The sequence below is a fragment of the Saccharothrix luteola genome, assembly GCF_020859565.1.
Classification (GTDB): domain Bacteria; phylum Actinomycetota; class Actinomycetes; order Mycobacteriales; family Pseudonocardiaceae; genus Actinosynnema; species Actinosynnema luteola.
Window position 1 is genome coordinate 30,800 of sequence record NZ_JAJHUO010000032.1, and the last position, 20,774, is coordinate 51,573.

At 73.2% G+C, this 20,774-nt stretch carries 20 protein-coding genes and 2 pseudogenes; 8 read left to right on the forward strand and 14 right to left on the reverse strand.

The window, feature by feature from the left end; translation table 11 throughout:
• Positions 1-9: 9 nt before the first annotated feature.
• On the reverse strand, positions 10-1,044 hold the full coding sequence (locus tag LNK82_RS36800; protein ID WP_230569089.1) for a family 43 glycosylhydrolase: 1,035 nt from the start codon (positions 1,042-1,044) through the stop codon (positions 10-12).
• Positions 1,045-1,167: 123 nt separating this feature from the next.
• Here LNK82_RS36800 and LNK82_RS36805 point away from each other — a divergent pair, with 123 nt between their 5' ends.
• Positions 1,168-2,313, forward strand: coding sequence for an acyl-CoA dehydrogenase family protein (locus LNK82_RS36805; protein WP_230569088.1), 1,146 nt, complete (start codon positions 1,168-1,170; stop codon positions 2,311-2,313).
• A 56-nt stretch (positions 2,314-2,369) separates the two neighbouring features.
• Here LNK82_RS36805 and larE read toward each other — a convergent pair whose 3' ends face one another.
• The 8 genes from larE to LNK82_RS36845 are packed head-to-tail and all read right to left on the reverse strand — an operon-like array spanning position 2,370 to position 9,418.
• Complete coding sequence (larE, locus tag LNK82_RS36810; protein WP_230569087.1) at positions 2,370-3,179, reverse strand: ATP-dependent sacrificial sulfur transferase LarE; 810 nt, start codon at positions 3,177-3,179, stop codon at positions 2,370-2,372.
• Positions 3,179-4,327, reverse strand: coding sequence for a nickel pincer cofactor biosynthesis protein LarC (gene larC / locus LNK82_RS36815; RefSeq protein WP_230569086.1), 1,149 nt, complete (start codon positions 4,325-4,327; stop codon positions 3,179-3,181). Before larC ends, larE begins: the two co-directional genes overlap by 1 nt.
• Complete coding sequence (gene larB, locus LNK82_RS36820) at positions 4,324-5,007, reverse strand: nickel pincer cofactor biosynthesis protein LarB (RefSeq protein WP_230569085.1); 684 nt, start codon at positions 5,005-5,007, stop codon at positions 4,324-4,326. Before larB ends, larC begins: the two co-directional genes overlap by 4 nt.
• Complete coding sequence (locus LNK82_RS36825; protein ID WP_230569084.1) at positions 5,004-6,146, reverse strand: glycerate kinase; 1,143 nt, start codon at positions 6,144-6,146, stop codon at positions 5,004-5,006. Before LNK82_RS36825 ends, larB begins: the two co-directional genes overlap by 4 nt.
• The gene (gene larA, locus LNK82_RS36830; RefSeq protein WP_230569083.1) at positions 6,143-7,426 is read right to left on the reverse strand and encodes a nickel-dependent lactate racemase; all 1,284 of its coding nucleotides are present in this window, start codon (positions 7,424-7,426) and stop codon (positions 6,143-6,145) included. Before larA ends, LNK82_RS36825 begins: the two co-directional genes overlap by 4 nt.
• The gene (locus LNK82_RS36835) at positions 7,426-8,274 is read right to left on the reverse strand and encodes an amidohydrolase family protein (RefSeq protein WP_372470586.1); all 849 of its coding nucleotides are present in this window, start codon (positions 8,272-8,274) and stop codon (positions 7,426-7,428) included. The genes larA and LNK82_RS36835 overlap by 1 nt, the downstream gene beginning before the upstream one ends.
• Positions 8,274-8,684: an aldo/keto reductase gene (locus LNK82_RS36840; RefSeq protein ID WP_230569081.1), complete on the reverse strand. Its 411-nt coding sequence runs from the start codon at positions 8,682-8,684 to the stop codon at positions 8,274-8,276. Before LNK82_RS36840 ends, LNK82_RS36835 begins: the two co-directional genes overlap by 1 nt.
• 29 nt (positions 8,685-8,713) lie before the next feature.
• Complete coding sequence (locus LNK82_RS36845; protein ID WP_230569080.1) at positions 8,714-9,418, reverse strand: FadR/GntR family transcriptional regulator; 705 nt, start codon at positions 9,416-9,418, stop codon at positions 8,714-8,716.
• A 269-nt stretch (positions 9,419-9,687) separates the two neighbouring features.
• Between LNK82_RS36845 and LNK82_RS36850 the strand changes: the two genes are divergently transcribed.
• The 4 genes from LNK82_RS36850 to LNK82_RS36865 all read left to right on the forward strand — a co-directional run bounded on the left by LNK82_RS36850 (position 9,688) and on the right by LNK82_RS36865 (position 14,293).
• On the forward strand, positions 9,688-10,743 hold the full coding sequence (locus LNK82_RS36850) for a sugar ABC transporter substrate-binding protein (RefSeq protein WP_230569079.1): 1,056 nt from the start codon (positions 9,688-9,690) through the stop codon (positions 10,741-10,743).
• 19 nt (positions 10,744-10,762) lie between these two features.
• Positions 10,763-12,268 carry a sugar ABC transporter ATP-binding protein gene (locus LNK82_RS36855; RefSeq protein WP_230569078.1) on the forward strand — a complete coding sequence of 502 codons (1,506 nt, stop codon included), beginning with the start codon at positions 10,763-10,765 and terminating at the stop codon, positions 12,266-12,268.
• Positions 12,261-13,304, forward strand: coding sequence for an ABC transporter permease (locus LNK82_RS36860; RefSeq protein ID WP_230569077.1), 1,044 nt, complete (start codon positions 12,261-12,263; stop codon positions 13,302-13,304). The genes LNK82_RS36855 and LNK82_RS36860 overlap by 8 nt, the downstream gene beginning before the upstream one ends.
• Before the next feature lie 170 nt (positions 13,305-13,474).
• Positions 13,475-14,293, forward strand: a complete 819-nt coding sequence (locus LNK82_RS36865) for a lipase family protein (RefSeq protein WP_230569076.1) — start codon at positions 13,475-13,477, stop codon at positions 14,291-14,293.
• On the opposite strand, the gene LNK82_RS36870 is transcribed toward LNK82_RS36865, so the two are convergent.
• Positions 14,250-15,848, reverse strand: a complete 1,599-nt coding sequence (locus tag LNK82_RS36870) for a M20/M25/M40 family metallo-hydrolase (RefSeq protein ID WP_230569075.1) — start codon at positions 15,846-15,848, stop codon at positions 14,250-14,252. The two genes, LNK82_RS36865 and LNK82_RS36870, sit on opposite strands and share 44 nt — an antisense overlap.
• A gap of 65 nt (positions 15,849-15,913) precedes the next feature.
• Between LNK82_RS36870 and LNK82_RS36875 the strand changes: the two genes are divergently transcribed.
• The 3 genes from LNK82_RS36875 (at position 15,914) to LNK82_RS36885 (ending at position 19,596) form a co-directional block, all read left to right on the forward strand.
• Complete coding sequence (locus LNK82_RS36875) at positions 15,914-17,059, forward strand: YehQ family protein (RefSeq protein ID WP_230569074.1); 1,146 nt, start codon at positions 15,914-15,916, stop codon at positions 17,057-17,059.
• A 49-nt stretch (positions 17,060-17,108) separates the two neighbouring features.
• Positions 17,109-17,549, forward strand: a complete 441-nt coding sequence (locus LNK82_RS36880; RefSeq protein WP_230569073.1) for a hypothetical protein — start codon at positions 17,109-17,111, stop codon at positions 17,547-17,549.
• Between the two features lie 214 nt (positions 17,550-17,763).
• Positions 17,764-19,596 (forward strand): LamG-like jellyroll fold domain-containing protein, encoded by a 1,833-nt coding sequence (locus LNK82_RS36885; RefSeq protein WP_230569072.1) that lies wholly within the window; start codon positions 17,764-17,766, stop codon positions 19,594-19,596.
• Between the two features lie 131 nt (positions 19,597-19,727).
• Here the strand turns inward: LNK82_RS36885 and LNK82_RS36890 are convergent, their stop codons facing one another.
• The 4 genes and pseudogenes from LNK82_RS36890 to LNK82_RS48455 form a co-directional block, all read right to left on the reverse strand.
• Positions 19,728-19,946 (reverse strand): DUF6071 family protein, encoded by a 219-nt coding sequence (locus LNK82_RS36890; protein WP_230569112.1) that lies wholly within the window; start codon positions 19,944-19,946, stop codon positions 19,728-19,730.
• A gap of 25 nt (positions 19,947-19,971) precedes the next feature.
• A pseudogene (locus LNK82_RS48450) lies at positions 19,972-20,166 on the reverse strand (DUF6071 family protein); the annotation flags it as partial.
• A gap of 79 nt (positions 20,167-20,245) precedes the next feature.
• Complete coding sequence (locus tag LNK82_RS47215) at positions 20,246-20,416, reverse strand: carbamoyltransferase C-terminal domain-containing protein (protein ID WP_308257252.1); 171 nt, start codon at positions 20,414-20,416, stop codon at positions 20,246-20,248.
• 118 nt (positions 20,417-20,534) lie between these two features.
• Positions 20,535-20,720: pseudogene (locus LNK82_RS48455) on the reverse strand (carbamoyltransferase C-terminal domain-containing protein); the annotation flags it as partial.
• Positions 20,721-20,774 lie beyond the last annotated feature (54 nt).

Here is a 20,774-nt window from a genome sequence, read left to right on the forward strand (position 1 = left end):
GCGCCCGGGTCAGCGGTGGTCCTCGATCCGCCACTCGTCGTACCAGTCGACGACCGGCAGGTCGCCGTCGAACCGGACGGGCAGCCAGACGTAGTCGGCGACGGACGTGTCGAAGTCCGTCCCGCTGAAGGCGGCGTCGGACTCGACCGGTTCGCCTGCGAAGAGCCGCCGGAACACGTCGGGAGCCCGCTGGGCCACCTCGGCGGTGACGTCGGGCAACCACCGGTCGGCGAGGGCGATGTACAGGTCCTCCTTGGCCGGGTGCTTGAAGACCGAACTGATCTGCGACCGGAACGACGTCGCCGCGGGGTCCGCGGGGTGCGGGTCGCCGAGCACGGTCCACGGCCCGTGGTAGGTGTCCGCCACCGCCACTTCCGAGCGGTTCGGGTAGTAGCCGGTGGTCCCCGAGGTGAACAGGTAGTGCCGCCCGTCGCGCTCGAAGTGCGCCGGCGCTTCCCGGACCTCGGGCGGCCGGCGGCGCGGGAAGTGGGTCGAGTAGTACCCCGTCACGTCGGTGAGGTCCTCGGTGAGGTCCGCGCAGATCAGCTCGCTGTGCACCCGCTCGAAGTAGTAGTAGCCCTTGCCGTCGGGCGCGACGACGAGGTCGAAGTCGCCCGCGCTCATCCCCAGCGGCCGCAGGCCGGTGCGCACGATCTCGTAAGGGCCCAGGACGTGGTCGGCGACGAGCACCGTCGACGTCTGGACGGCGCCCATGATCTTCAGCCAGCACACGAACTTGCCGGTGCGCTCGTCGCGGACGATGTGCGGCCGGTCCACCATCCGCGCGGGGTGCAGCGGCGAGCCGGGGTCGTCCTCGACCGGCGGGATGACGAGGCCCTCGTCGGTCCAGTTGTAGAGGTCCGTCGACGAGTAGCACCGGACGCCCCAGTGCCAGACGCCGTTGCCCGGCTTGGTCTTCTCCTTGTTCTCGCCGTACCAGTAGAAGGTGCCGTCGAGGTGCAGGACCGAGCCGCCGTGGGCCTGGATCCGGTTGCCGTCGGTGTCCAACCAGACCTGACCGGGTCTGATCGAGGTGTAGGCCATCTGCCGTCCTCCGTCGAGGGGTGACGGGTCCCGTGGCACCGTCGTCCTCCGGTCTACGGAACCAAGGGGCGCATCGTCAACAGTGGCCGACGAGTCCGGGTCGATGCGGGAGGATCTGCACCCATGACCATGCCGATGCCCGACGACCACCCACTCGGCCCGCCCCCGGACGAGCAGTCGTGGGTCCGGGTCGCCACCGAACTGGCCACCGGTTTCGCCGCCACCACCGACGAGTTCGACCGGACCGCGCACCTGCCGGTCGCGAACCTGCGGGCACTGCACGCCGCCGGTCTCGACCAGGCCACCCTGCCGCGGGAGTGGGGCGGGCAGTCGCTCAGCTACCGCACGGTCGGCGCGATCCTGCGGGTCCTCAGCGCGGCGGACCCGTCCACCGCCTGCGTGTGGCTCATGCACATCGGCGCCGCCGAAGGCCTCGTGCGCCACTCCACCCCCGACGTGGCCCGGTACTACGCCGACGAGCTCATCGCGGGACGCCGCTTCGCCAACGCCCTGTCCGAACCCTCGGGCGGCAACCAGTTCCTCACACCCCAGCAGGTCGCCGAACCCGTCGACGGCGGGTACCGGCTCACGGGCGCGAAGCGGTTCGTGTCCGGCTGCGAGATCGCCGACCACTTCCTCGTCAACGCGCTCGTGGACGGGCAACCGACGCTGTTCGGGCTCGAACCCGACCACACCGTGACCTTCGAACCACAGGACACCCTGGGACTGCGCGCCACCCGCAGCCAGCTCGTGGGGCTGAACGGCACCGTGCTCCGCTCCGACCGGCGGTGCCCACCGTCCCCCCGGCCCAAGCCCAACCACATCGCCGCGGGGCTGGCGTGGCTCTCACTCGGCATCGCCGACACCGCGCTGGACACGCTCATCCGCTACGCGCGCACCCGGACCCTGCCGTCCACCGGCCAACCCCTGGCGGCCGAGCAGCGCCTCCAGTTCGAGGTCGCCGACGCCGTGCTCCGGCTCGAAGCCGCCGCGCTGGTCGCCCACCACACCGCCTGGCTCGCCGACCAGGACTCGCCACTCTTCCTGCCCTCCGCGATGCGCGCGAAGCCCACGGCGAACCAGGTCGCCCGCGACGTCGCGCAACTGTGCCTCCAGGTCGGTGGCGGGTCCGGCTTCGTCGCCACCTCGCCGATCCAGCGGATCTTCCGCGACGCGCAGGCCGGCTGGCTGATGGCCCACTCGGTGGAGTTCTGCCTCAACCACATCGGAGCCGACGCCATGCTCGCGCCGCGCGACCAGCCCGAGTAGGCCCTCCCCCGACTCCCGCGCCGGCGACGTCAGCTCCCGGACCGGGGTCGGCGGGCTCACTCGTGGTTGAGCACGCCCGACCGGAACACCGCCAGTTCGACGCCCTCGAACCCCGCCGCTCGCACGACCTCGGTGAGCGCGGGGCCGATGCCGGGCCGGTCGACCAGGTCCGGGTCGAGCTCGACCCGCCCGACGTCACCGAGGTCGCGCACGCGCAGGTCCCAGCTCGGTGTCCCCGCGCTCACCAGCCACGCCCGAACCGCCGCCTCGGCGCGTTCCACCCGCGCCAGGCGCGAGGGGGTGATCGCCACGCCGTAGCGCACCCGGCTCGCCAGGCACGGCATCGCCGGCTTGTCCCAGGTGGACAGCGCCCAGTGGCGGCTCACCGCGCGGACGTCGGCCTTGGTCATCCCGAGGTCGCGCAACGGGGTGCGCACGCCGATCTCGTCGCCCGCGCGGATGCCCGGCCGGAACGGATCGCGCGCGTCGTCGGCGTTCACCCCGGTCGCCACCGAGGCCAGGCCGTGCTCGCGGGCGACGGCGGTGATGGTGTCGAGCACGGTGGACTTGCAGAAGTAGCAGCGGTCCCGGCCGTTCGCCGCGTACGCGGGGTTGTCCAGCTCCGCGGTCCCCGGCGTGACGTGGCGGACGCCGAGGCCTTCGGCGAACGCGACCGCGGCCGCCAGCTCCACGGCGGCCAGGCTCGCGGAGTCGGCGGTGACGGCGAGCACCGCGTCGGGTCCCAGGGCGCGCGCGGCGGCGGCGAGCACGAGCGCGGAGTCCACGCCGCCGGAGAAGGCGACGGCGACCGGGCCGATGCCGGTCAGGTGCGCCACGAGCCGGGCGGCGGTGGTGCCGGTGTCCATCAGTGCTCCTCTGGGCTTTCGGCGGCCAGGGCGAGCACGGTGCGCAGCGGCAGGCCCGTCCGCCGGGCGACGGCGACGGCGTCGTCGTACTCCGGCTTGCCGTGGTGTGGTCCGTGCTTGCGGCGCACCGGCATCCCGTGGACGTGGACGGTGTCGGTGGTCCGGGGCAGCGCGGTGCGCCGCACGCCGGTCCGCCGCACGCCGAGGCTGCCCGTCTCCACCAGCATCCGCCGTTCGATCCCGTCCGCGGACTCCGGTGTCGCCAACGCGTGCAGCACGTGACCCGGTCGGCCCTTCTTCATCGTGGCCGGGGTGATCCAGCTGTCCAGCGCGCCCGAGTCCAGCAGCAGGGCGACGACGTGCCCGAGGACCTCGCCGGTGACGTCGTCGAGGTTGGTCTCCAGCACCACCAGGTCGCGCACCTGCGCGGCCTCCCGGTCACCGAGCCGGACCACGGCCACGTTCGGCCGGTCGGGCAGCGTCCTGGTGCCGACGCCGTACCCGGTGGCCGCCAGGCGCATCTCCGGCACGGGACCGTAGTCGGCGCCGATCGCGAGCAGCAGCGCCGCGGCGGTCGGCGTCACGGTCTCACCGGACAGGGTCGTGCCCACGACCTTCGCGCCCCGCAGCAGCGCCGAGGTCGCCGGCGCCGGGCACGGCAGCACCCCGTGCGCCGTGCGGACCGACCCGGCGCCGATCGGCAACGCCTCGCAGTGCACGGCCCGCACGTCCAACGCGTGCAGCGCGGCGGCCACGCCGACCACGTCGACGAGGGTGTCGTGACCGCCGAGCTCGTGCAGGTGCACCTGGTCGGGGTCCTCGCCGTGCAGGCGTCCCTCGACCTCGGCGATGGCCCGCAGCGCGGCGACCGCGGTGTCGGCGACCTCCCGTTCGCGCACCCTGGACGCCATGGCGATCAGCTCGCCCGCCTTGCGGCTCGTCGCGTCGTCGGACACCGACACGACGGCCCGGCGACCGGTGAGCCCGTGCGTGAGCACCGGGTCGACGGTGAGGTCCCAGCCGGTCAGGCCGGTGTCGGCGACGGCAGCCCGGATCGCGGCCGGCGGTGCGCCCGCGTCCACCAGCGCGGCCAGCAGCATGTCACCGGCCAGCCCGGTGAACGGCGAGATCAAGCACACCTTGCTCACGTCGTCCTCCGCCCCACCACGCGGGCGAGCCGGAACGCGGCCATCGCGGCGCCGAAGCCCGAGTCGATGTTCACCACGGTGATGCCCGCCGCGCAGGACGCGTGCATGGCCAGCAACGCGGTGATGCCCTCCAGCCCGGCGCCGTAACCGGTCGAGGTGGGCACGGCCACCACCGGGCACGCGACCAGACCGCCGATCGCGCTCGCCAACGCGCCTTCCATGCCCGCGACCACGATGACGGTGTCCGCGGCCCGCAGCCGGTGCTGCTCGGCCAGCAGCCGGTGCAGCCCGGCCACACCGACATCGGTGACGGTGGTGACGCCGAGGCCCACGGCGGTCGCGACGGCGGCGGCCTCCCGCGCCACCGGCAGGTCGGCCGTGCCCGCCGCGGCGACGACCACGTCGAACCCGGTCGGCGCGGCCGGGCGCCAGGTCAGCAGGCGCGCCTCGCGGTCGTGGGCGCCGTCGGGCACGGCGGCCAGCACGGACGCCGCCGCGTCGGGTTCCACCCGCGTGGCCAGCACCGGACCGTCGTTGTGCCGCAACAACGTCCGCACGATCCCGCTGATCTGCTCGGGCGTCTTCCCGCTGCCGTAGATCACCTCGGGCAGCCCTTGGCGTGCTTCGCGATCCACGTCGACCCTGGCGAAGCCGAGGTCGACCGCACCCGGTCCGGTCATGGTCGCACTCCCTGCGTGACGGTGGAGGGCGCGTGCGCGAGGAGCTCGCTCCCGATCGCCCTGAGCAGCGCGGGCGCCTGTCGCATCGCCGTGTCCACGTCGCCCGCGCGCTCCAGCAGCGACCAGGCGGCGACCACGCCGACCTCGCGCAGCCGTTCGGCGGTGAGCCGCACCTCGCCGGCGACCACCACGACCGGCACGCCGTGCCGCCGTGCCGCCTCGGCCACGCCGATAGGCGCCTTGCCCCGCAGGCTCTGCTCGTCGAACCGGCCTTCGCCGACCACGACGAGCGAGGCCTCGCGCAACGCGTCCTCGACGCCGATCGCGCGCAGCACGAAGTCGGCACCCGACGTGCGCCGGGCGTCGAGGGCGGCCAGCGCCGCGAACCCGGCGCCACCGGCCGCGCCCGCGCCGGGTTCCCCGCTCAGGTCCCGCCCGATCTCCTCCGCCACGACGGCGGCGAACCGACGGAGCCCTCGCTCCAGCACCGCCACGTCCCGGGGTGTCGCGCCCTTCTGCGGCGCGAACACCGCGGCGGCGCCGTTCGGCCCGGTCAGCGGGTTGTCCACGTCGGAGGCCAACGTCACCCGCGCGAGCGCCAGCCTCGGGTCCAGCCCGGACAGGTCGACGCGCGCCGCGCCGGTCAACGCCGCGCCGCCGGGGCCGATCGGCTCGCCCGAGGCGCCGGTGACGCGTGCGCCCAGGGCGCGCAGCAGGCCCGCTCCCCCGTCCGTCGTGGCACTGCCGCCCACGGCGAGCACGATGTCGCGACAGCCGCGGTCGAGCGCGGCGCGGATCAGCTCGCCGGTGCCGCAGGTGTCCGCGGTGAGCGGCGCGAGCCAGCCGTCGGGCAGCACGTCCAACCCGCTGGCCTGGGCCAGCTCGACCACCGCGCGTTCACCCCGCACCGCGAACGCGGCCCGCACCGGTTCGCCCGTGGGCCCGGTGACCTCGACGCGCACCTCCTCGTAGCCGGCGCGCACCAACGCCGCCACGGTGCCCTCGCCGCCGTCGGCGACGGGCATCGCCACCGCCCGGCCGCCCGCGTCCGCCACGCCGTCGACGACGTGCCCGCAGGCCTGCTCGGCGGTGAGGGAACCCCGGAACTTGTCCAGGCAGACCAGGACCGTCCCGTTCACCGGTGCGGCCCGTCGACGTAGGGGATCGTCTGCGGGCCTTCGGGCAGCACGCACAGCCGGGCGTCGGGTCCGGCGGCGGCCAGGGCTTCGGCGACGGTCGCGGAGATGTCCGAGGTCTGCCGCAGGTGGGCGGTGGCCAGCTCGGCGTCGCTGAGGTGGGACGTGTGCATGACGACCCGGCAATCGGCCTGGATGCGCGCCTGGATCTGGACCTGCCACTGGTCGGGCACGGTGACCGGCCTCGCGGAGATCTCCGCGAGCAGCGCCTCGGGCGACGCGGCCGAGGCCAGCACCTCGCGGTAGGAGCCGTGGTCGGGGAAGCCGTCCCGGCACTCCGCGGCGCACACGATCGTGCCGCCCGGCTTGACCACCTGGTAGGCGGCCGACATGCCCTTCACCGACTGGTAGAGGTTCTGGTCGAGCGGATAGCCGGAGTTGGTGGTCACCACGACGTCGAACGGCCGCGGCACGGGCCGCATGGCGACCTCGCGGGCGGTGCGCACCGCCTCGGCGTGCATGGCGAGGAGGTCTCCGCCGAACGCGGCGACGACCTCCTTGTCCTGGTTGAGGACCACGTCGAAGCCGAACGTCACGCCAGTGGCGTCCGCGATGGCGCGCACGTCGTCGTGCACCGGGTTGCCCTCGACGATCCCCCACGTCGCCCGCGGGTCGCCGATCCGGCGGGCGTCGTGCAGCACGAGCACCGTTTCCAGCGCCGCCAGGCCCGGCGCGACGAGCTTCGGGCCACCCGAGAAGCCGGCGAAGAAGTGCGGCTCCACGAAACCGGTGGTGATGCGCACGTCGGCGTCGACCCACTCGCTGTTGAGCCACACGGGCACGTCCGCGCCGAACTCGCCCACCCACGTCAGGCCGCCGCGGTCACGGGCGTCGTGGTTGACGATCCGCACCGAGTCGACCACCTCGTCGCCGAACATCCGGCGCAGCTCGGCGTCCGTGTTGCCCCGGTGCGTCCCCGTGGCGACCAGCACCACGACGTCGTCGAGGTCGACCAGGCCGTCCAGCTCCTCCAGGATGGCCGGGATCATCAGCTCCCGGGGCTGCGGACGCGTCCCGTCGCAGGCGGAGATCGCCACGGTCTGCCCGGGGCGCACGCGTTCCCGCAGCGGCGGGCCCGCGACCGGCGTCCGCAGCGCGCGGCGGAGGATCTCCCGCGGCGCTTCGGTGGCCTGGCGGTGCCTCGGTGTCACCACGGTGGTCACCTCCGGGTCGACCCGCAGGTCGAGCCCGGTCTCGCCGTAGGCCAGTCGCACGGTGCGCATCAGTTGTCCCCCAACCGGTAGGCGCGGACGGCGGTGCCGCCGAAGAGCTGGTCCCGCTCCGCGGCGGAACAGGAGTCGAGGAGTTCGGCGGCGGTGGCGAACACCCGGTCGTAGTCGGCGGCCAGCAGGCAGACCGGCCAGTCGGAGCCGACCATGAGCCGGTCGGGGCCGAACGCCTCCAGCGCGACGTCGACGTAGGGCCGCAGGTCCGCCGCCGTCCACCGCGACCAGTCCGCCTCGGTGACCAGGCCAGACACCTTGGCCACCACGTTGGGTTCGGCGGCCAGCGCCGACAGCCGGGTCGCCCAGGGCTGGAGCACCCGACCGGCGATGTCCGGCTTCGACAGGTGGTCCAGCACGAACACCAGGTCCGGCACCGCCCGGACGGCGTCCAGCGCCGCCGTCAGCTGGTGCGGCCGGGTCAGCAGGTCGTAGGCGAGCCCGGCGTCGCGCACCGCGCGCAACCCGGCCAGCACGTCGGGGCGCACCAGCCAGTCCGGGTCGGGCTCGGACTGCACCAGGTGCCGAACGCCCACGAGCCGGTCCCCGCCCGGTCCGCGGCGCAGCCGGTCCAGCTGCTCGGCCACGTCGGGCGCGGTGAGGTCGACCCACCCCACGACGCCCGCCACGAGGTCGGAGAGCTCGGCCAGGGCCAGGAACTCCGCCGTCTCGGCGACGTCGGGGAGCACCTGGACCAGGACGGTGGCGTCCACCCCGGCGCGTTCGGTGGCCGCACGCAGGTCCACCGGCCCGAAGTCACGGCGGATCGGCGCCAGGGTCGGCTCGTCGAGCCAGTCCTGCGGCCGGGCGGAGAGGTCCCACAAGTGGTGGTGGGCATCGATCCGGATCACTGCGCTCGCTCCTGCTCCAGCGCGTCGAGTTCCGACCACGGCGCCTCGGTGATCCCGGTGGCGGCGTGCACGGCGTTCTCGGCGATTTCTCGTGGGTTCCGGGCGCCGACGACGACGCCGGTCACTGCCGGGTGCCGCAGCGGGAAGCGCGGTGCGGCGGCGGCCAAGGGTACGCCGTGCGCGGCGCGGCGCTCGGCCCGGACGAGGGCCTGCCGGCGCACCTCGTCCGGGGTGGGCGCGTCGTCGTGGGAGGCGCCGGTGGCCGGGCCGGCGAGGATGCCGCCGGTGAAGGCGCCCACCTGCCACCCCTGGCCCGGGAAGGCGCCGTCGACGTCGGCGGTCGACGGGGCCGGGTCGCGGGCGTCGGGCCGCTCGTGAGCCGTCGGGCCCACGCGCAGGAACTCCATCGGGTTCTCCTCGGTGTGCGGCGTCGGCGTCAGCCGGCGGGCGGGGCGTCGCCGTCCCGGTCCACGTGCTCGCGCAACCACCGCTCGGTGGTGGTGATGTGCACGAGGGCGGCGGCCTGGGCGAGCACGGCGTCGCGGTCGACCAGCGCGTGGTAGATGGCCTCGTGCTCGGCGAGGGTTCGGCTCGCCGCGTTGTCGTCGACCAGTCCGCGCCACACCCTGGCCCGCACCGTGCGACCGGAGATGCCTTCCAGCAGGGTCGTCAGCGTCGCGTTGCCGGTGGCGGCGACGACGGCCCGGTGGAAGGCGGCGTCGTGCTGGTTGAGCAGCTCCACGTCGTCGCGGGCGGCGCGCATCGCGCGAAGGTGCTCCTCGACCACGGCGAGCTCCGAGGCGTTGATCCGGGTGGCCGCGAGCCCGGTGGCGACCGGTTCGAACAGCCGCCGCACCTCGGTGAGCTCCAACAACGTGTCGCCGTGGAGCAGCTCCACCGCGGACGCGATGCTCCCGAGCAGCACCTCCGGCTCCAGGCTGGTCACGTAGGTGCCGTCGCCCCGCCGGATCTCCAGCACGCGTGCGACCACGAGCGCCTTGACCGCCTCCCGCATCAGGTTCCGGGACAGTCCCAGCTCGGCGGCCAACTGCTGCTCGGGAGGGAGCTTCGACCCCGGTGACAGGTCACCCGACTGGATCAGGTCCCTGATGCGGTCGATGGCCTTGTCGGTCAGTGACATCGGTGGCTCTCCCCGGACGTGGCGTGCGCGCTGGGAGGCTAGCAATACATCCTATCTCTACGAAAGACATTGGACGTCTCGGAAAACTGGCCGAACTTCGGACACCGCCGTTGAACAGGTGAATTCAACAATTTCGGACCGAGTCGGCCGTCAGCTCTAGACACCAATACCTCGGACGACCTATAAATCGATCCCATGTCCGGTGGTCGTCCGCCCTCCCACCTGACGGTCCCTCGAGGTTTCCCACAGCATCGCCGCTAGGAGAACCCGTGAAGAGCACCAACCGCACGATCGCCTCTTTCGGGGCGGTCGCCGCCCTGACCGCCGCCCTCGCCGCCTGCGGCGACACGAACGCGGGGTCCACCGGGCCCGTGGTGGGCGTCGACTACCCCCGCTCCGACACCGACTTCTGGAACTCCTACATCAAGTACAGCCCCCAGTTCGCCGAGGAACTCGGGCTCGACCTCAAGACCACCAACTCCCAGAACGACGTCGCCAAGCTCACCGCCAACGCCCAGACCTTCATCAGCCAGGGCGTCAAGGGCGTCGCGATGGCGCCGCAGGACACCGCGGCCATCGCGCCCACGCTGGAGCAGTTGGAGGCGAAGAAGATCCCGGTCGTCACCGTGGACACCCGCCCCGACACCGGCAACGTGTTCATGGTGGTCCGGGCCGACAACCGCGCGTACGGCGAGAAGGCCTGCCGGTTCCTCGGCGCCAAGCTCGGCGGCACGGGCAAGGTCGTGATGCTGCAAGGCGATCTCGCCTCGATCAACGGCCGCGACCGGACCGAGGCGTTCAACGACTGCATGAAGGCCGAGTACCCCGGCATCACGGTCTTCGGCGAGGCCACGAACTGGGACGGCGCGGTCGCCGCGCAGAAGCTCCAGACCGACCTCACCGCCCACCCCGACATCAAGGGCGTCTACATGCAGTCCAGCTTCGCCCTCGCCGGCACCCTCCAGGTGCTCGCGCAGAAGGACCTGCTGGTGGGGCCGGAGGATCCCAAGCACGTGTTCGTCGTCTCCAACGACGGCATCCCCGAGGAGCTCCGCAACATCGCCGAGGGCAAGATCGACGCCACCGTCTCCCAGCCGGCCGACCTCTACGCCAAGTACGCCCTGCACTACCTCAAGGCCGCGATCGACGGCAAGACCTTCGCGCCCGGCAAGACCGACCACGACAGCACCATCATCCAGGTCCGCGAAGGCCTGCTGGAGGACCAGCTCTCCGCTCCCCTGGTGACCGCCGACGGCGGCACCTACGACGGCGTTCCGAGCCTCAAGAGCGACGACCAGTCGCTGTGGGGCAACAAGCTCGGCTGAGCGGAGGGCGAGACGCGAGATGGCTGTGACCGCACCCGTGGCCGAGGCGACGGGTATCACGAAGCGATTCGGGTCGACGGTGGCCCTGCACGAGGCCGCCATCAGGATCGAAGCCGGGCAGACCCACGCCCTGGTCGGGCGCAACGGGGCGGGCAAGTCGACGCTGGTGTCCATCCTCACCGGACTCCAGGCCCCCGACGAGGGCGAGGTGCGGTTCGGCGGCGAACCCGCACCGCGGCTCGCCGACCGCGACGCCTGGCGGCAGCGGGTGGCGTGCGTCTACCAGAAGTCCACGATCATCCCCGAGCTGACCGTCGCGGAGAACCTGTTCCTCAACCGGCACGACCACGGCCGCGGCGGGCTGATCAGCTGGAAGACGGTGCACGGCAGGGCACGGGAGCTGCTGGACACCTGGTCGGTCGACGTCGACGCGCGCACCCCCGCGAGGGAGCTCGACGTCGAACAGCGGCAGTTCGTGGAGATCGCGAGGGCGCTGTCGTTCGGGGCCCGCTTCATCATCCTCGACGAGCCCACCGCCCAGCTCGACGGGGCCGCGATCAGCCGGCTGTTCACCCGGATCACCGACCTCCAGCGACAGGGCGTCACCTTCCTGTTCATCAGCCACCACCTCCAGGAGGTCTACGAGATCTGCGACGTGGTGACGGTGTTCCGCGACGCCAGGCACATCCTCACGGCGGCGGTCGACGAGCTGCCCCGCGCGGAACTGGTCGCCGCCATGACCGGTGAGGCCGCGGGTGAGGCGCGCGGCGTGCGCCGTGGCCCGTCACCGGACGCCGCGGACGTGCTCGTGGCGGACGGCGTGTCCCTGCCCGGCGCGTACGAGGACGTGTCGTTCCGCGTCCGCGCCGGGGAGGTCGTCGGTCTCGCCGGCGCGGCGAGCAGCGGCCGCATCGAGATCGCCGAAACGGTCGTGGGGTTGCGCGCGGCCGCCCGCGGCTCCGTGGAGATCGCGGGCTCCCGGCCACGGCCGGGCAGCGTGCCCGCCGCCCTGAAGGCGGGGGCCGGGTTCGTCCCGCAGGACCGGCACCACCAAGGTCTCGTGCCGCAGATGTCCGTGGCGGACAACGGGACCCTGACCATCCCGGAACGGCTCGGGCGCAACGGGTTCATCGACGGTCGCCGCCGTGACGGCCTCGCCGCGGCCATGATCGAGAACCTGGCGATCAAGACACCCGGGCCGGAGCTGCCGGTCTCCGGTCTGTCCGGCGGCAACCAGCAGAAGGTCGTCATGGCGCGCGCCCTGGCAGGCGACCCGGAGCTGCTGGTGCTGATCAACCCGACCGCCGGCGTCGACGTGCGGTCCAAGGAGTTCCTCCTCGGCAAGGTCGAGGAGATCGCCGAGTCCGGCGCCGGCGTGCTCATCGCCTCCGACGAGCTCGACGACCTGCGCCTGTGCGACCGGGTCCTGGTGGTGTTCCAGGGCCGCGTGGTCGCCGAGATGCCCGGCGGCTGGCACGACCACCAGCTCGTGGCCGCGATGGAAGGAGTGGACCTCGATGCCTGAGAGCAAGACCGCCGCGGTCACCGGGACGGGCTCGACCGGCGGGGGCCCGTCGGTCCGGCCCGCGGGCAGGCGACGGATCGCCTTCGCCCGCCTGCGCGACCTGGCGCTCATCCCCGCCATCATCGCGATCGCCGTCGTCGGCCAACTGGTCAGCCCGGTGTTCCTGCAACCCGACAACCTGATCAACATCCTGCAGACGATGTCGGAGATCGCCGTCCTGGTCCTGGCCCAGACCCTGGTCCTGATCGTCAAGAAGATGGACCTCTCGCTGGAGTCCACCGTCGGCCTCGCGCCCGGGGTCGCCGCGTGGCTCACGGTGCCGGTCGGCACCGGTCACGGGCTGGGCCTGGTGCCGGGCGGCTGGTCGGTGCCCGTCACGCTGGCCGTCGGCGTCCTGGTCGGCGTGGTCAACGCGCTGTTCATCATCCGGTTCGGGCTCAACGGCTTCATCGTGACGCTCGGCATGCTGATCGTGCTGCGCGGCATCCTCACCGGCATCTCCGGCGGCCAGACCTTCTTCCGCCTCCCGGAGTCGATGCTCTACCTCGGCACCACGCAGTGGTTCGGCGTGCCCGTGTCGGTGTGGCTGTGCCTGGTCCTGTTCGCCATCGGCATCGTGGTCCTCGGCTTCACCAGCTTCGGCCGGTCCCTCTACGCGATCGGCGGCAACGTCGACGCGGCCAAGGCCGCCGGCATCCGCACCGACCGCGTGCTCTGGATCGTCATCGTCACCGCGAGCCTGCTCGCCGCCCTCGGCGGCCTGCTGCTGTCCGGCCGACTGGCCTCGGTCGCCTCGGCGCAGGGCAACGGCTACATCTTCACCGTCTTCGCCGCCGCCGTCATCGGCGGCATCAGCCTCAACGGCGGCAAGGGCACCGTGTTCGGCGCCTTCACCGGCATCCTCCTGCTGTTCATGATCCAGAACGTGCTCACCCTCGGCGGCGTCCCGGCGCAGTGGATCGGCGCCCTCAACGGCGCCATCATCCTCATCGCCCTGGCGGTGTCCCGCGTGACCGGGGGCAAGGCACAGGATTAGCGCCCGACCGACCTGCTCGGAGGGAGTTGTGGCCAGGACGGGTGAGAGGGCGCCTCGGTGGGGTGAAGGGCGGGGTGTGCGGTGGTGGGAGCGGCGGCGGCGCGGGTAGGCATGAAGCGCGGGCGGGGTCATGGCCGCCTTGCGACAGCTTGTCTTCATGAGGAGTGACGATGTCCGCGCCGACGCTGAACCACCGGGCCACCGGGTACGACGCCCGCCAGGCGTACTGCATGGCCGAGGCCGCCCAGCTGGCCTACCAGGACCGCGAACAGATCGAGGCCACGGCCGCGGAGTGGGGGTTCGACCGGGTCCGCCACCACCACTCGACGTTCTCCCCGCCGTTCGCGATCAGCGACACCCAGGCGTACACGATGGCCGGTCCGACGATGATCGTGACCGCGTTCCGCGGCACGGAGCCCGCGCAGCTGCGCGACTGGCTGTCGGACACGACCACGCCACCGTGGCCCGGTCCGGCGCGCACCGGTCTGGTCCACTACGGATTCGCCGAGGCGCTGCGCGCGGTGATGCCGTCCGTGCTCGCGGCGGTGGAGGAGCTGCGCGACGACGAGCAGACGGTGTGGTTCACCGGGCACAGCCTCGGCGGTGGCCTGGCCATGCTGGCCGCGGCCTGGCTGCACTTCGAGGACCCGCGGCTCTCGGCCCAGGGCGTCTACACCTTCGGCCAGCCCCGCACCTGCGACCGGGCCCTGGCCGACGCCTACGACAAGGCCTTGGCCGGACGCACGTTCCGGGTGGTCAACAACAACGACGTGGTCGCGCAGGTCCCGCCGGAGCCGGTGTTCCACCACGTCGCGGCCCTGCGCTACATCGACTCCTCCGGCCGGGTCCGCGAGTCCATGCCCGTGGTGTCCAACCTGCTCGACCGCGGCAAGGGTCTCGCCGCCGACCCGTTCGCGCCGGCCAGTGACGGGATGCGGGACCACCTCATGAAGGCGTACGTGGCCGCCTTGGAGAAGAACCTCCCCTAGGGCCCGGGTCGTCCGACAGGGCGGCCAGCCGGTGGGTCAGCAGGCCGGACATGGCGCGCACGCCATGGCCGATCGCCCGTTCGTCGGCGGCGAAGTCGGGCGCGTGCGGCGCGCCGTTGATCCCCGACTCCTCGTCCGCGACGCCGAGGTAGAACTGCGCGCCCGGCGCCTCGTCGAGGAACAGCGCGAAGTCCTCGCAGTTGAACGGCCAGGACGCCCGGCCCCACAGGACGGACTCCGGCCCCAGCGCCGCGCCCAGGTACCGACCGGCGGCCGTGCTGAGCTCCGCCGAGTTCACCAGGGCGGGGAACGGGTCGCCCGCGAACTCGACGTGCCCGCCCGCGGCCGTCGCGATCCGCTCGACCCGGGCGCGCAGCTCCCGGTTGCGCTCCTGCGGCCAGACCCGCAGCAGCACGGTGACGGCGGGCCGCGCGTCGGGCGTCTGCCCGGTCCACTGGGAGACGGACACGGACTCCTGGATCGACGCGGCGGCGCCGGGTTCCAGCAACGCGGTGAAGTGGGCGTGGTAGGCGGCGACGCTCCGCGGGAACTCGACGGTGCCGAGCTCCGCCACCTCGGCCGCGACGGCGGCGAGGGCCGCGTCGTCACCGCCCGGGAGCACCACCTGGAGGTGGTCGAGCCCGGGCAGGCCGTATCCGGGGGACACCGCGATGGTGCCGGAGGGGAACGGACTGCAGTGCAGCGCGTAGAACTCGCGCGGCGCGAGCCGTTGCACCAAGCCGGTGCCCAGCATCGCGCGTGCGCCGCGCAAGGGCTCCTCGGCCGGCTGGAAGACGAACACCAGCCGGCCGCGCACCTGCTCGGAGCGCCGAGCCAGGTCCCGGGCGACGCCGACGCCGATGGCGGTGTGCAGGTCGTGCCCGCACAGGTGCGCGACGCCGGGGACGCGCGAGGCGAAGCCCTCGTCGAACACCCGGCCCGACGGCGGGATGGGCAGCACGTTCCGCCGCGCGTCGACGGCGTCCATGTCCGCCCGGTAGGCCACCGTGGGGCCGGCCGCGGCACCGTCGAGCACCGCGACGACCCCGTGCCCGCCGACGCCGGTCGTCACCTCCAGCCCGGCCGCGCGCAGCTGCTCGGCGACCAGCCCGGCCGTCTCCCGCTCCTCGCCGGCGAGTTCGGGACGGCGGTGGATCTCCCGGCGGAGCTCGATCAGCTCGGCGTCAAGGCTCGTCACCGGTAGATCTTGCGCACAACCGTTGGTTCCGCGCACCACCATTTCGTCGTCACCGCGCCGTGCCGGACAGGGCCGGAGCCGACCGTGCGGCGGTCTCCGCCGCCAGTCGGCGGTCGCGGAGCTCGCGGCCCACACCGACGACGACCGAGCGCAACGCCGCGGCCCACGACCGGACGGGACGAACATCTGCTGCCTGAGCCGGGCGGTGCGCTGGTTCTTCGTGATGAACGGGCGCAACCCGGCCTCCCAGGCGTCCAGGGCGGCGTCGAGGTCGTCGGGGTGCTCCCGCAGCGCCGTGCCCAGCGCGGCGCCGCCGCGGAGCGAGGACGTGGCGCCCATGCCCGAGTAGAGGTGCATGCACCACGCCGCATCCCCCACCAGGACGACCCGCGGTCGACCGCGACGAGGCGACGGCGCTGGCGGTGTGGGCGTTCCGCGAGGCGGACGCGCGGGGCGCCGACACCGTCGACGTGGGCGGCTCCCCCACCACCGCGGCGGACCTGACCGCGGTGGCGGACCTGCTCGCCCAGCTCGACGCGTACCGCCGGCGCGGCGCCGACTACGAGGCGGAGCGGTTCGCCGGGCTGCTCACCGAACTGCACGCGCGGACGACCGCGAACGGTCCCCGTGCCGAGGTCCTCGGTCCCGACGAACCCGCCGAGACGCCACTGCGCAAGGTCCGGCTGACGGCGCTGGGCGCGCGGCCGCGCTCAGAGTCCACCGCGGACGTCTACTTCGCCTCGGGCGACGTGGTCCTGGTGCAGCACGCCACTCCCCTGCGCGCCGCGCAGCACCTGGCCACGTCGAACGTGGTCTCCGAGTCGGCGACGCGCAGCGCGAGCCGAGCGGTGACGGTGAAGACCAACCGGGTCGCCAAGACCTCGCTCACCCCCGTCGGCACGGCCTGGGACGACCTGCCGCGGGCTCTGGTGGTCGACGACTACGCCGCGGCCGCGGAACGGTTGGCCGAGCTGCCGCCGCGCCAGGTCCGCGCGAGGGTCGAGGCCGAACCGGTCCGCGCGGTCCGCGTCGCCGAGGTGTCCGACCTGGCCTACGACCCGGCCGCACAACGCCTCACCGCCACGCTGCACGACTCCACCGGCGCCTCGTGCGTGCTGGAGGCGGCGCACCGCGCCGTGGCGCCGCGGTCGCTCGACGCGCTGGCGGCGGCGTTGCGCGCCGGCCCGACCACGATCACCGGCTCCGTCCGCCGCCACCGCGGCACGCTGGTCGTCGACCCGCTGGCCGTCCACACCCGGGCCGGCGTGGTCGTTGTGGACTTGGCGACGGACACGACCCCGCAGCCGCTGCCGCCGGGCGTCACGACGGCGGATCCGTTGAGCGCGAGCGTGGGCGGCGCGCTGACCGTGCTGGCCGACGCCTCGCACCGAGGCCTGGGCCACCTGACCGACAGCCTGCTCGCCCGCGTGCGCGAGGCCGGCGCCCACCTGCACGGCACGGGCCTGCGCGCGGCGGCGGCCCTCGTCACGGCGTTCGCCGACACCCCGTCCGCGACCACCTGGTTCAAGGCCCACCTGAGGCTGCTGGTCACGGCCGATGCCCGCTGACAGTGCGGCTGGGCGGCGGCGTCGGCGGGCGGCAGGCTAGGTTGCCCCGGTGAGCCTCCTCGATGACGTGGCCGAGCGCGACGGCTGGCGGTGCTGGGTGTGCGACGAACCGGTCGACCCCGACATGTCGGTGAACGACTCGCGCGGGCCGAGCGTCGACAGCCGGACCGCCGACCGGAAGGCCAAGGTCGCCGAACGGCTCGCGCACCGCGGGTGCAACACCCGCAAGGGCGCGGTCGCCGCGGTCATCCCCTGGCCGGACCGCCTGCACGTGGCCGAACCGGCGCCGCTGATCACCGTGGCCGGGAGGCTGGAGCGCAAGGGCGGTCGCGAGGTGGTGGCCCGTTGCCCGACCGGGCCGGACGCCCGGGAGGCAGCGGACTGGCTGGTGGACCGGTTCTCCCGACTGGCGCCGGGGCTGCCGGTGACCGCCACGGTCGAGGCGGGCGGCGGTCAGTTCCTCGTGGTCCTGGCCACCGGCCGCCGCTGACCGGGCGCGCCCGGCCGCCACTGACCGGGCCCCACTGACCGGCCGCTGCTGACCGGCGCGACCGAGCGCACCCCCGCCGTCGAGCGGGTCCACCGGCGACCGGGCCCTTCCCCAATGGTTCAACCACTGTGCGCGGAGTGTTCCCGCGCACGTCGGCGCCGTGGAACGCGACCCGACGAGGCTTCTCGCCACCCACCGGCAGAGAGGCACCTTCATGGCGGAGAACCGAGTCGGACGGCGCGCACTGCTCCAGGCCGCGGTCGTGGCGCCTGCCGCCGCGATGGCACCCGCGGTGCTCTCACCCCTCGCGCACGGTGACGAGCGCGACGAGCGCAAGGCGGCCCGACCGGACACCGCCGACCCCCGCTTCACCATCGCGGTGCTGCCCGACACCCAGTACCTGCTCGACGAGGGTGGCTCGGACCCCGAGCCGGTGCGCGTGGCGTTGCGCGAGGTGGCGCGCCGCCGTGACGCGAACGTGGTGTTCCTGACCCAGCTCGGCGACGTGACCGAACACGGCACGGAGACCGAGGTGCGGCTGGCCGACTCGGTGTTCACCGACGGCGTCCCCTACAGCGTGCTGGCGGGCAACCACGACGTGCCGGGCAACACCGACGACCGGCGCGGGCCGACGCCGTTCTCCAGGGTGTTCGGGCCGGAGCGGTTCCGCCGCATGCCGACCTTCGGCGGGTTCGCCCCGGACGGCTACAACAGCTACCACGTCCTCCGCGCCGGCGGGCGGCAGTGGCTGGTGCTCGCGCTGGACTGGCGGGTGTCGGACCAGGGGATCGAGTGGGCGCAGGGTGTGCTGGACCGGCACCGGTCGCTGCCCGCCATCCTCACCACGCACGACCTCGTCGCGGGCAGCCCGGACGCGCAGCTCTCCGCGCACGGCAGGCACCTGTGGGACAACCTGATCCGCCGCAACGACCAGGTCTTCCTCACCCTCAACGGGCACTACTGGCCGTCCGGCCGCACCACCCTGGTCAACGACCACGGCCACGACGTGCACCTGCACCTGACCAACTACCAGGACCGCTACTACGGCGGCGCGGGCATGGTCCGGTTCTACACGTTCGACCTCTCGCGCGACGTCATCGACGTGGAGACGTTCTCGCCGTGGCTGCTGGACCGCGACGGCGACACGCGGCCCGAGTCGGAGACCGCGAGGCTGACCGGCGACACCGACCGGTTCACCGTGGAGATCGACTTCCGGGAGCGGTTCGCGGGCTTCGCGCCGCCCGTCGTGCCGCCGGCGCGTCCGGCGAGCGCCGTCGTCACGCGCGACACGGTGGCGTACTGGCGGTTCGACGCGGCCGGGTTCCCGGCGGGCGAAGGTCCCGTGCCGGCGGGCGCGGTGGCGCGGGACCTCACCGGCCGCGGCAACGACCTCACCGTCACGCGGCTGCACGGGAGCGGCCCGGACGTGCTGACCTGGTCGACCGAGCACCACGACGACCAGCCCGCGCACGCGAGCCTGCGCTTCGACGGCGGCAAGGACCCCGACCGCGGCGCGGTGCTGCGCACGTCCGACACCGCACCGCTCAACGCCATGCGGTTCGAGGCGGGCTACACCATCGAGACGTTCTTCAAGCTGCCCGACCCGCTCGTCGGCGACCACGCGTGGATGGGCCTGCTCAGCTGGGAAGGCCGCGCCGGCGACGCGGGCAAGACCAGCGGCTGGTCCGACGACGAGCCGACGTGCAGCCTCAACCTGTCCGGTGAGCGGTTCCTCCAGTTCGTGGTCTACCCGGTGCCCGTCGACGCCGACCCCACGTCGTGGAGCCACGCCGTGCCGGTCGGTCGGTGGACGCACGTCGCCGTGGTCAACGACGGTCGCCACACCAGGATGTACGTCGACGGCGCGAAGATCGCCCGCAACGCCGCCGAGGAGTCACGCGGCATCTCGACCCTGGGCAGGCCGTTCGCGCTCGGCGGCACCCAGTTCGCGCTGCGCTACGGCCAGGGCTTCCACGGCTGGATCGGCGACACGCGGATCACCGCGAAGGGCCTGCGGCCCGACCAGTTCCTGACCGCGCGACGGTGATCGTCGCCGAGCGCGTGCCCCGCTTCGAGGGGGTGCTACACAGGCCAGGTTCGCGACCGGGACAGCCGCGAAGTACGCGTGACCGGCCTCCAAGGGGTGCCCGCCGGGGCCGAACTCGAACTTCTTCCAGGTCACGCCGTTGATCGAATTGCCCTTGCTCGCGACCTCGTCCCGAAGACCGACGTCGGGTCGAGCTGACGGCACAGCTCCACGGCTTCGCCCGGCATCCTCGACGGCAGGACGTCCCACGAGAAGGTGTACCTGGGCACCGCGCCGCGCAGGCGGAGGCAGGAGTCCAGCAGGACCCAGTCGGTCAGCAGATTGATCGTGCCGCCCCGCTCGCTCGACATGGATCGGAAGTGGGTCATGCCCGTGCCGGAGGTGGTACTCACTGCGGTAGACGCAGGTCCACATGCACAGGACCAGGGTCTCCTCGACCGGCACGCCGAACTCGCGGCACACCCGGTCGAGGTTGCCGACCGTGGTCCGGGCGATCCGGCGGTTCGACCCTCCGTCACACGCCAGGTTCGCGAGCGGGTGCCCAACCGGGAGGCGAGCACCGCGGGCCACGCGCTCGTGCCGGGATCCCGCAATTCCTGGCCGCGGGTGCAGCTGCAGCCGTTCGCCACGAGGAGTCCGATCATGACCGTCACAGCACCTCGATCCCCTCGCGCCGGCCGAACGCCGACGCGTGCTCCCAGGAGTTCACCAGCGGTTCGCCCCGCGAGTTCAGGCTCGTGTTGAGCAGCATCGGGCACCCGGTTTCCAGCTCCCACTCGTGCAGCACCCGGTAGAGCAGCGGGTGCTGCTCCCGGGTCACCGTCTGCACCCGGTTGGTGCCGTCGGCGTGCACGACGGCCGGGAACCTCCCCGGGTCCCTTGCACCGCGCGGTGAACCACATGTACGGCGTCGCCGGGACCGGCATCTCGAAGAACTCCGCCGTGCGTTCCTCCCGGATCACCGGCGCGAACGGGCGGAACTTCTCCCGCCCCTTCACCTCGTTGACGCGGTCCTTCATCCGCCTGGTCCGCGGGTCCGCCGGGATCGACCGGTTGCCCAGCGCGCGGGCCGAACTCGGCACGCCCGTTCGCCACCGCGAGGACCCCGTCCGCCTTGAGCCCATCGACGACCTCGTGGGGATCGAGCGCCCGCCGGATCTCGGTGCCCAGGGAGGGCC

Excerpts from the sequence above, each read along its gene's own strand:
- LNK82_RS36855 (WP_230569078.1), top strand. The coding sequence starts at position 10,763 with ATGGCTGTGACCGCACCCGTGGCCGAGGCGACGGGTATCACGAAGCGA.
- LNK82_RS36870 (WP_230569075.1), bottom strand. The coding sequence starts at position 15,848 with ATGCACCTCTACTCGGGCATGGGCGCCACGTCCTCGCTCCGCGGCGGC.
- LNK82_RS36800 (WP_230569089.1), bottom strand. The coding sequence starts at position 1,044 with ATGGCCTACACCTCGATCAGACCCGGTCAGGTCTGGTTGGACACCGAC.
- LNK82_RS36805 (WP_230569088.1), top strand. The coding sequence starts at position 1,168 with ATGACCATGCCGATGCCCGACGACCACCCACTCGGCCCGCCCCCGGAC.
- larE (WP_230569087.1), bottom strand. The coding sequence starts at position 3,179 with ATGGACACCGGCACCACCGCCGCCCGGCTCGTGGCGCACCTGACCGGC.
- LNK82_RS36860 (WP_230569077.1), top strand. The coding sequence starts at position 12,261 with ATGCCTGAGAGCAAGACCGCCGCGGTCACCGGGACGGGCTCGACCGGC.
- LNK82_RS36885 (WP_230569072.1), top strand. The coding sequence starts at position 17,764 with ATGGCGGAGAACCGAGTCGGACGGCGCGCACTGCTCCAGGCCGCGGTC.
- LNK82_RS36890 (WP_230569112.1), bottom strand. The coding sequence starts at position 19,946 with ATGTCGAGCGAGCGGGGCGGCACGATCAATCTGCTGACCGACTGGGTC.
- larA (WP_230569083.1), bottom strand. The coding sequence starts at position 7,426 with ATGCGCACCGTGCGACTGGCCTACGGCGAGACCGGGCTCGACCTGCGG.
- larB (WP_230569085.1), bottom strand. The coding sequence starts at position 5,007 with ATGACCGGACCGGGTGCGGTCGACCTCGGCTTCGCCAGGGTCGACGTG.
- LNK82_RS36840 (WP_230569081.1), bottom strand. The coding sequence starts at position 8,684 with ATGGAGTTCCTGCGCGTGGGCCCGACGGCTCACGAGCGGCCCGACGCC.
- LNK82_RS36865 (WP_230569076.1), top strand. The coding sequence starts at position 13,475 with ATGTCCGCGCCGACGCTGAACCACCGGGCCACCGGGTACGACGCCCGC.
- LNK82_RS36845 (WP_230569080.1), bottom strand. The coding sequence starts at position 9,418 with ATGTCACTGACCGACAAGGCCATCGACCGCATCAGGGACCTGATCCAG.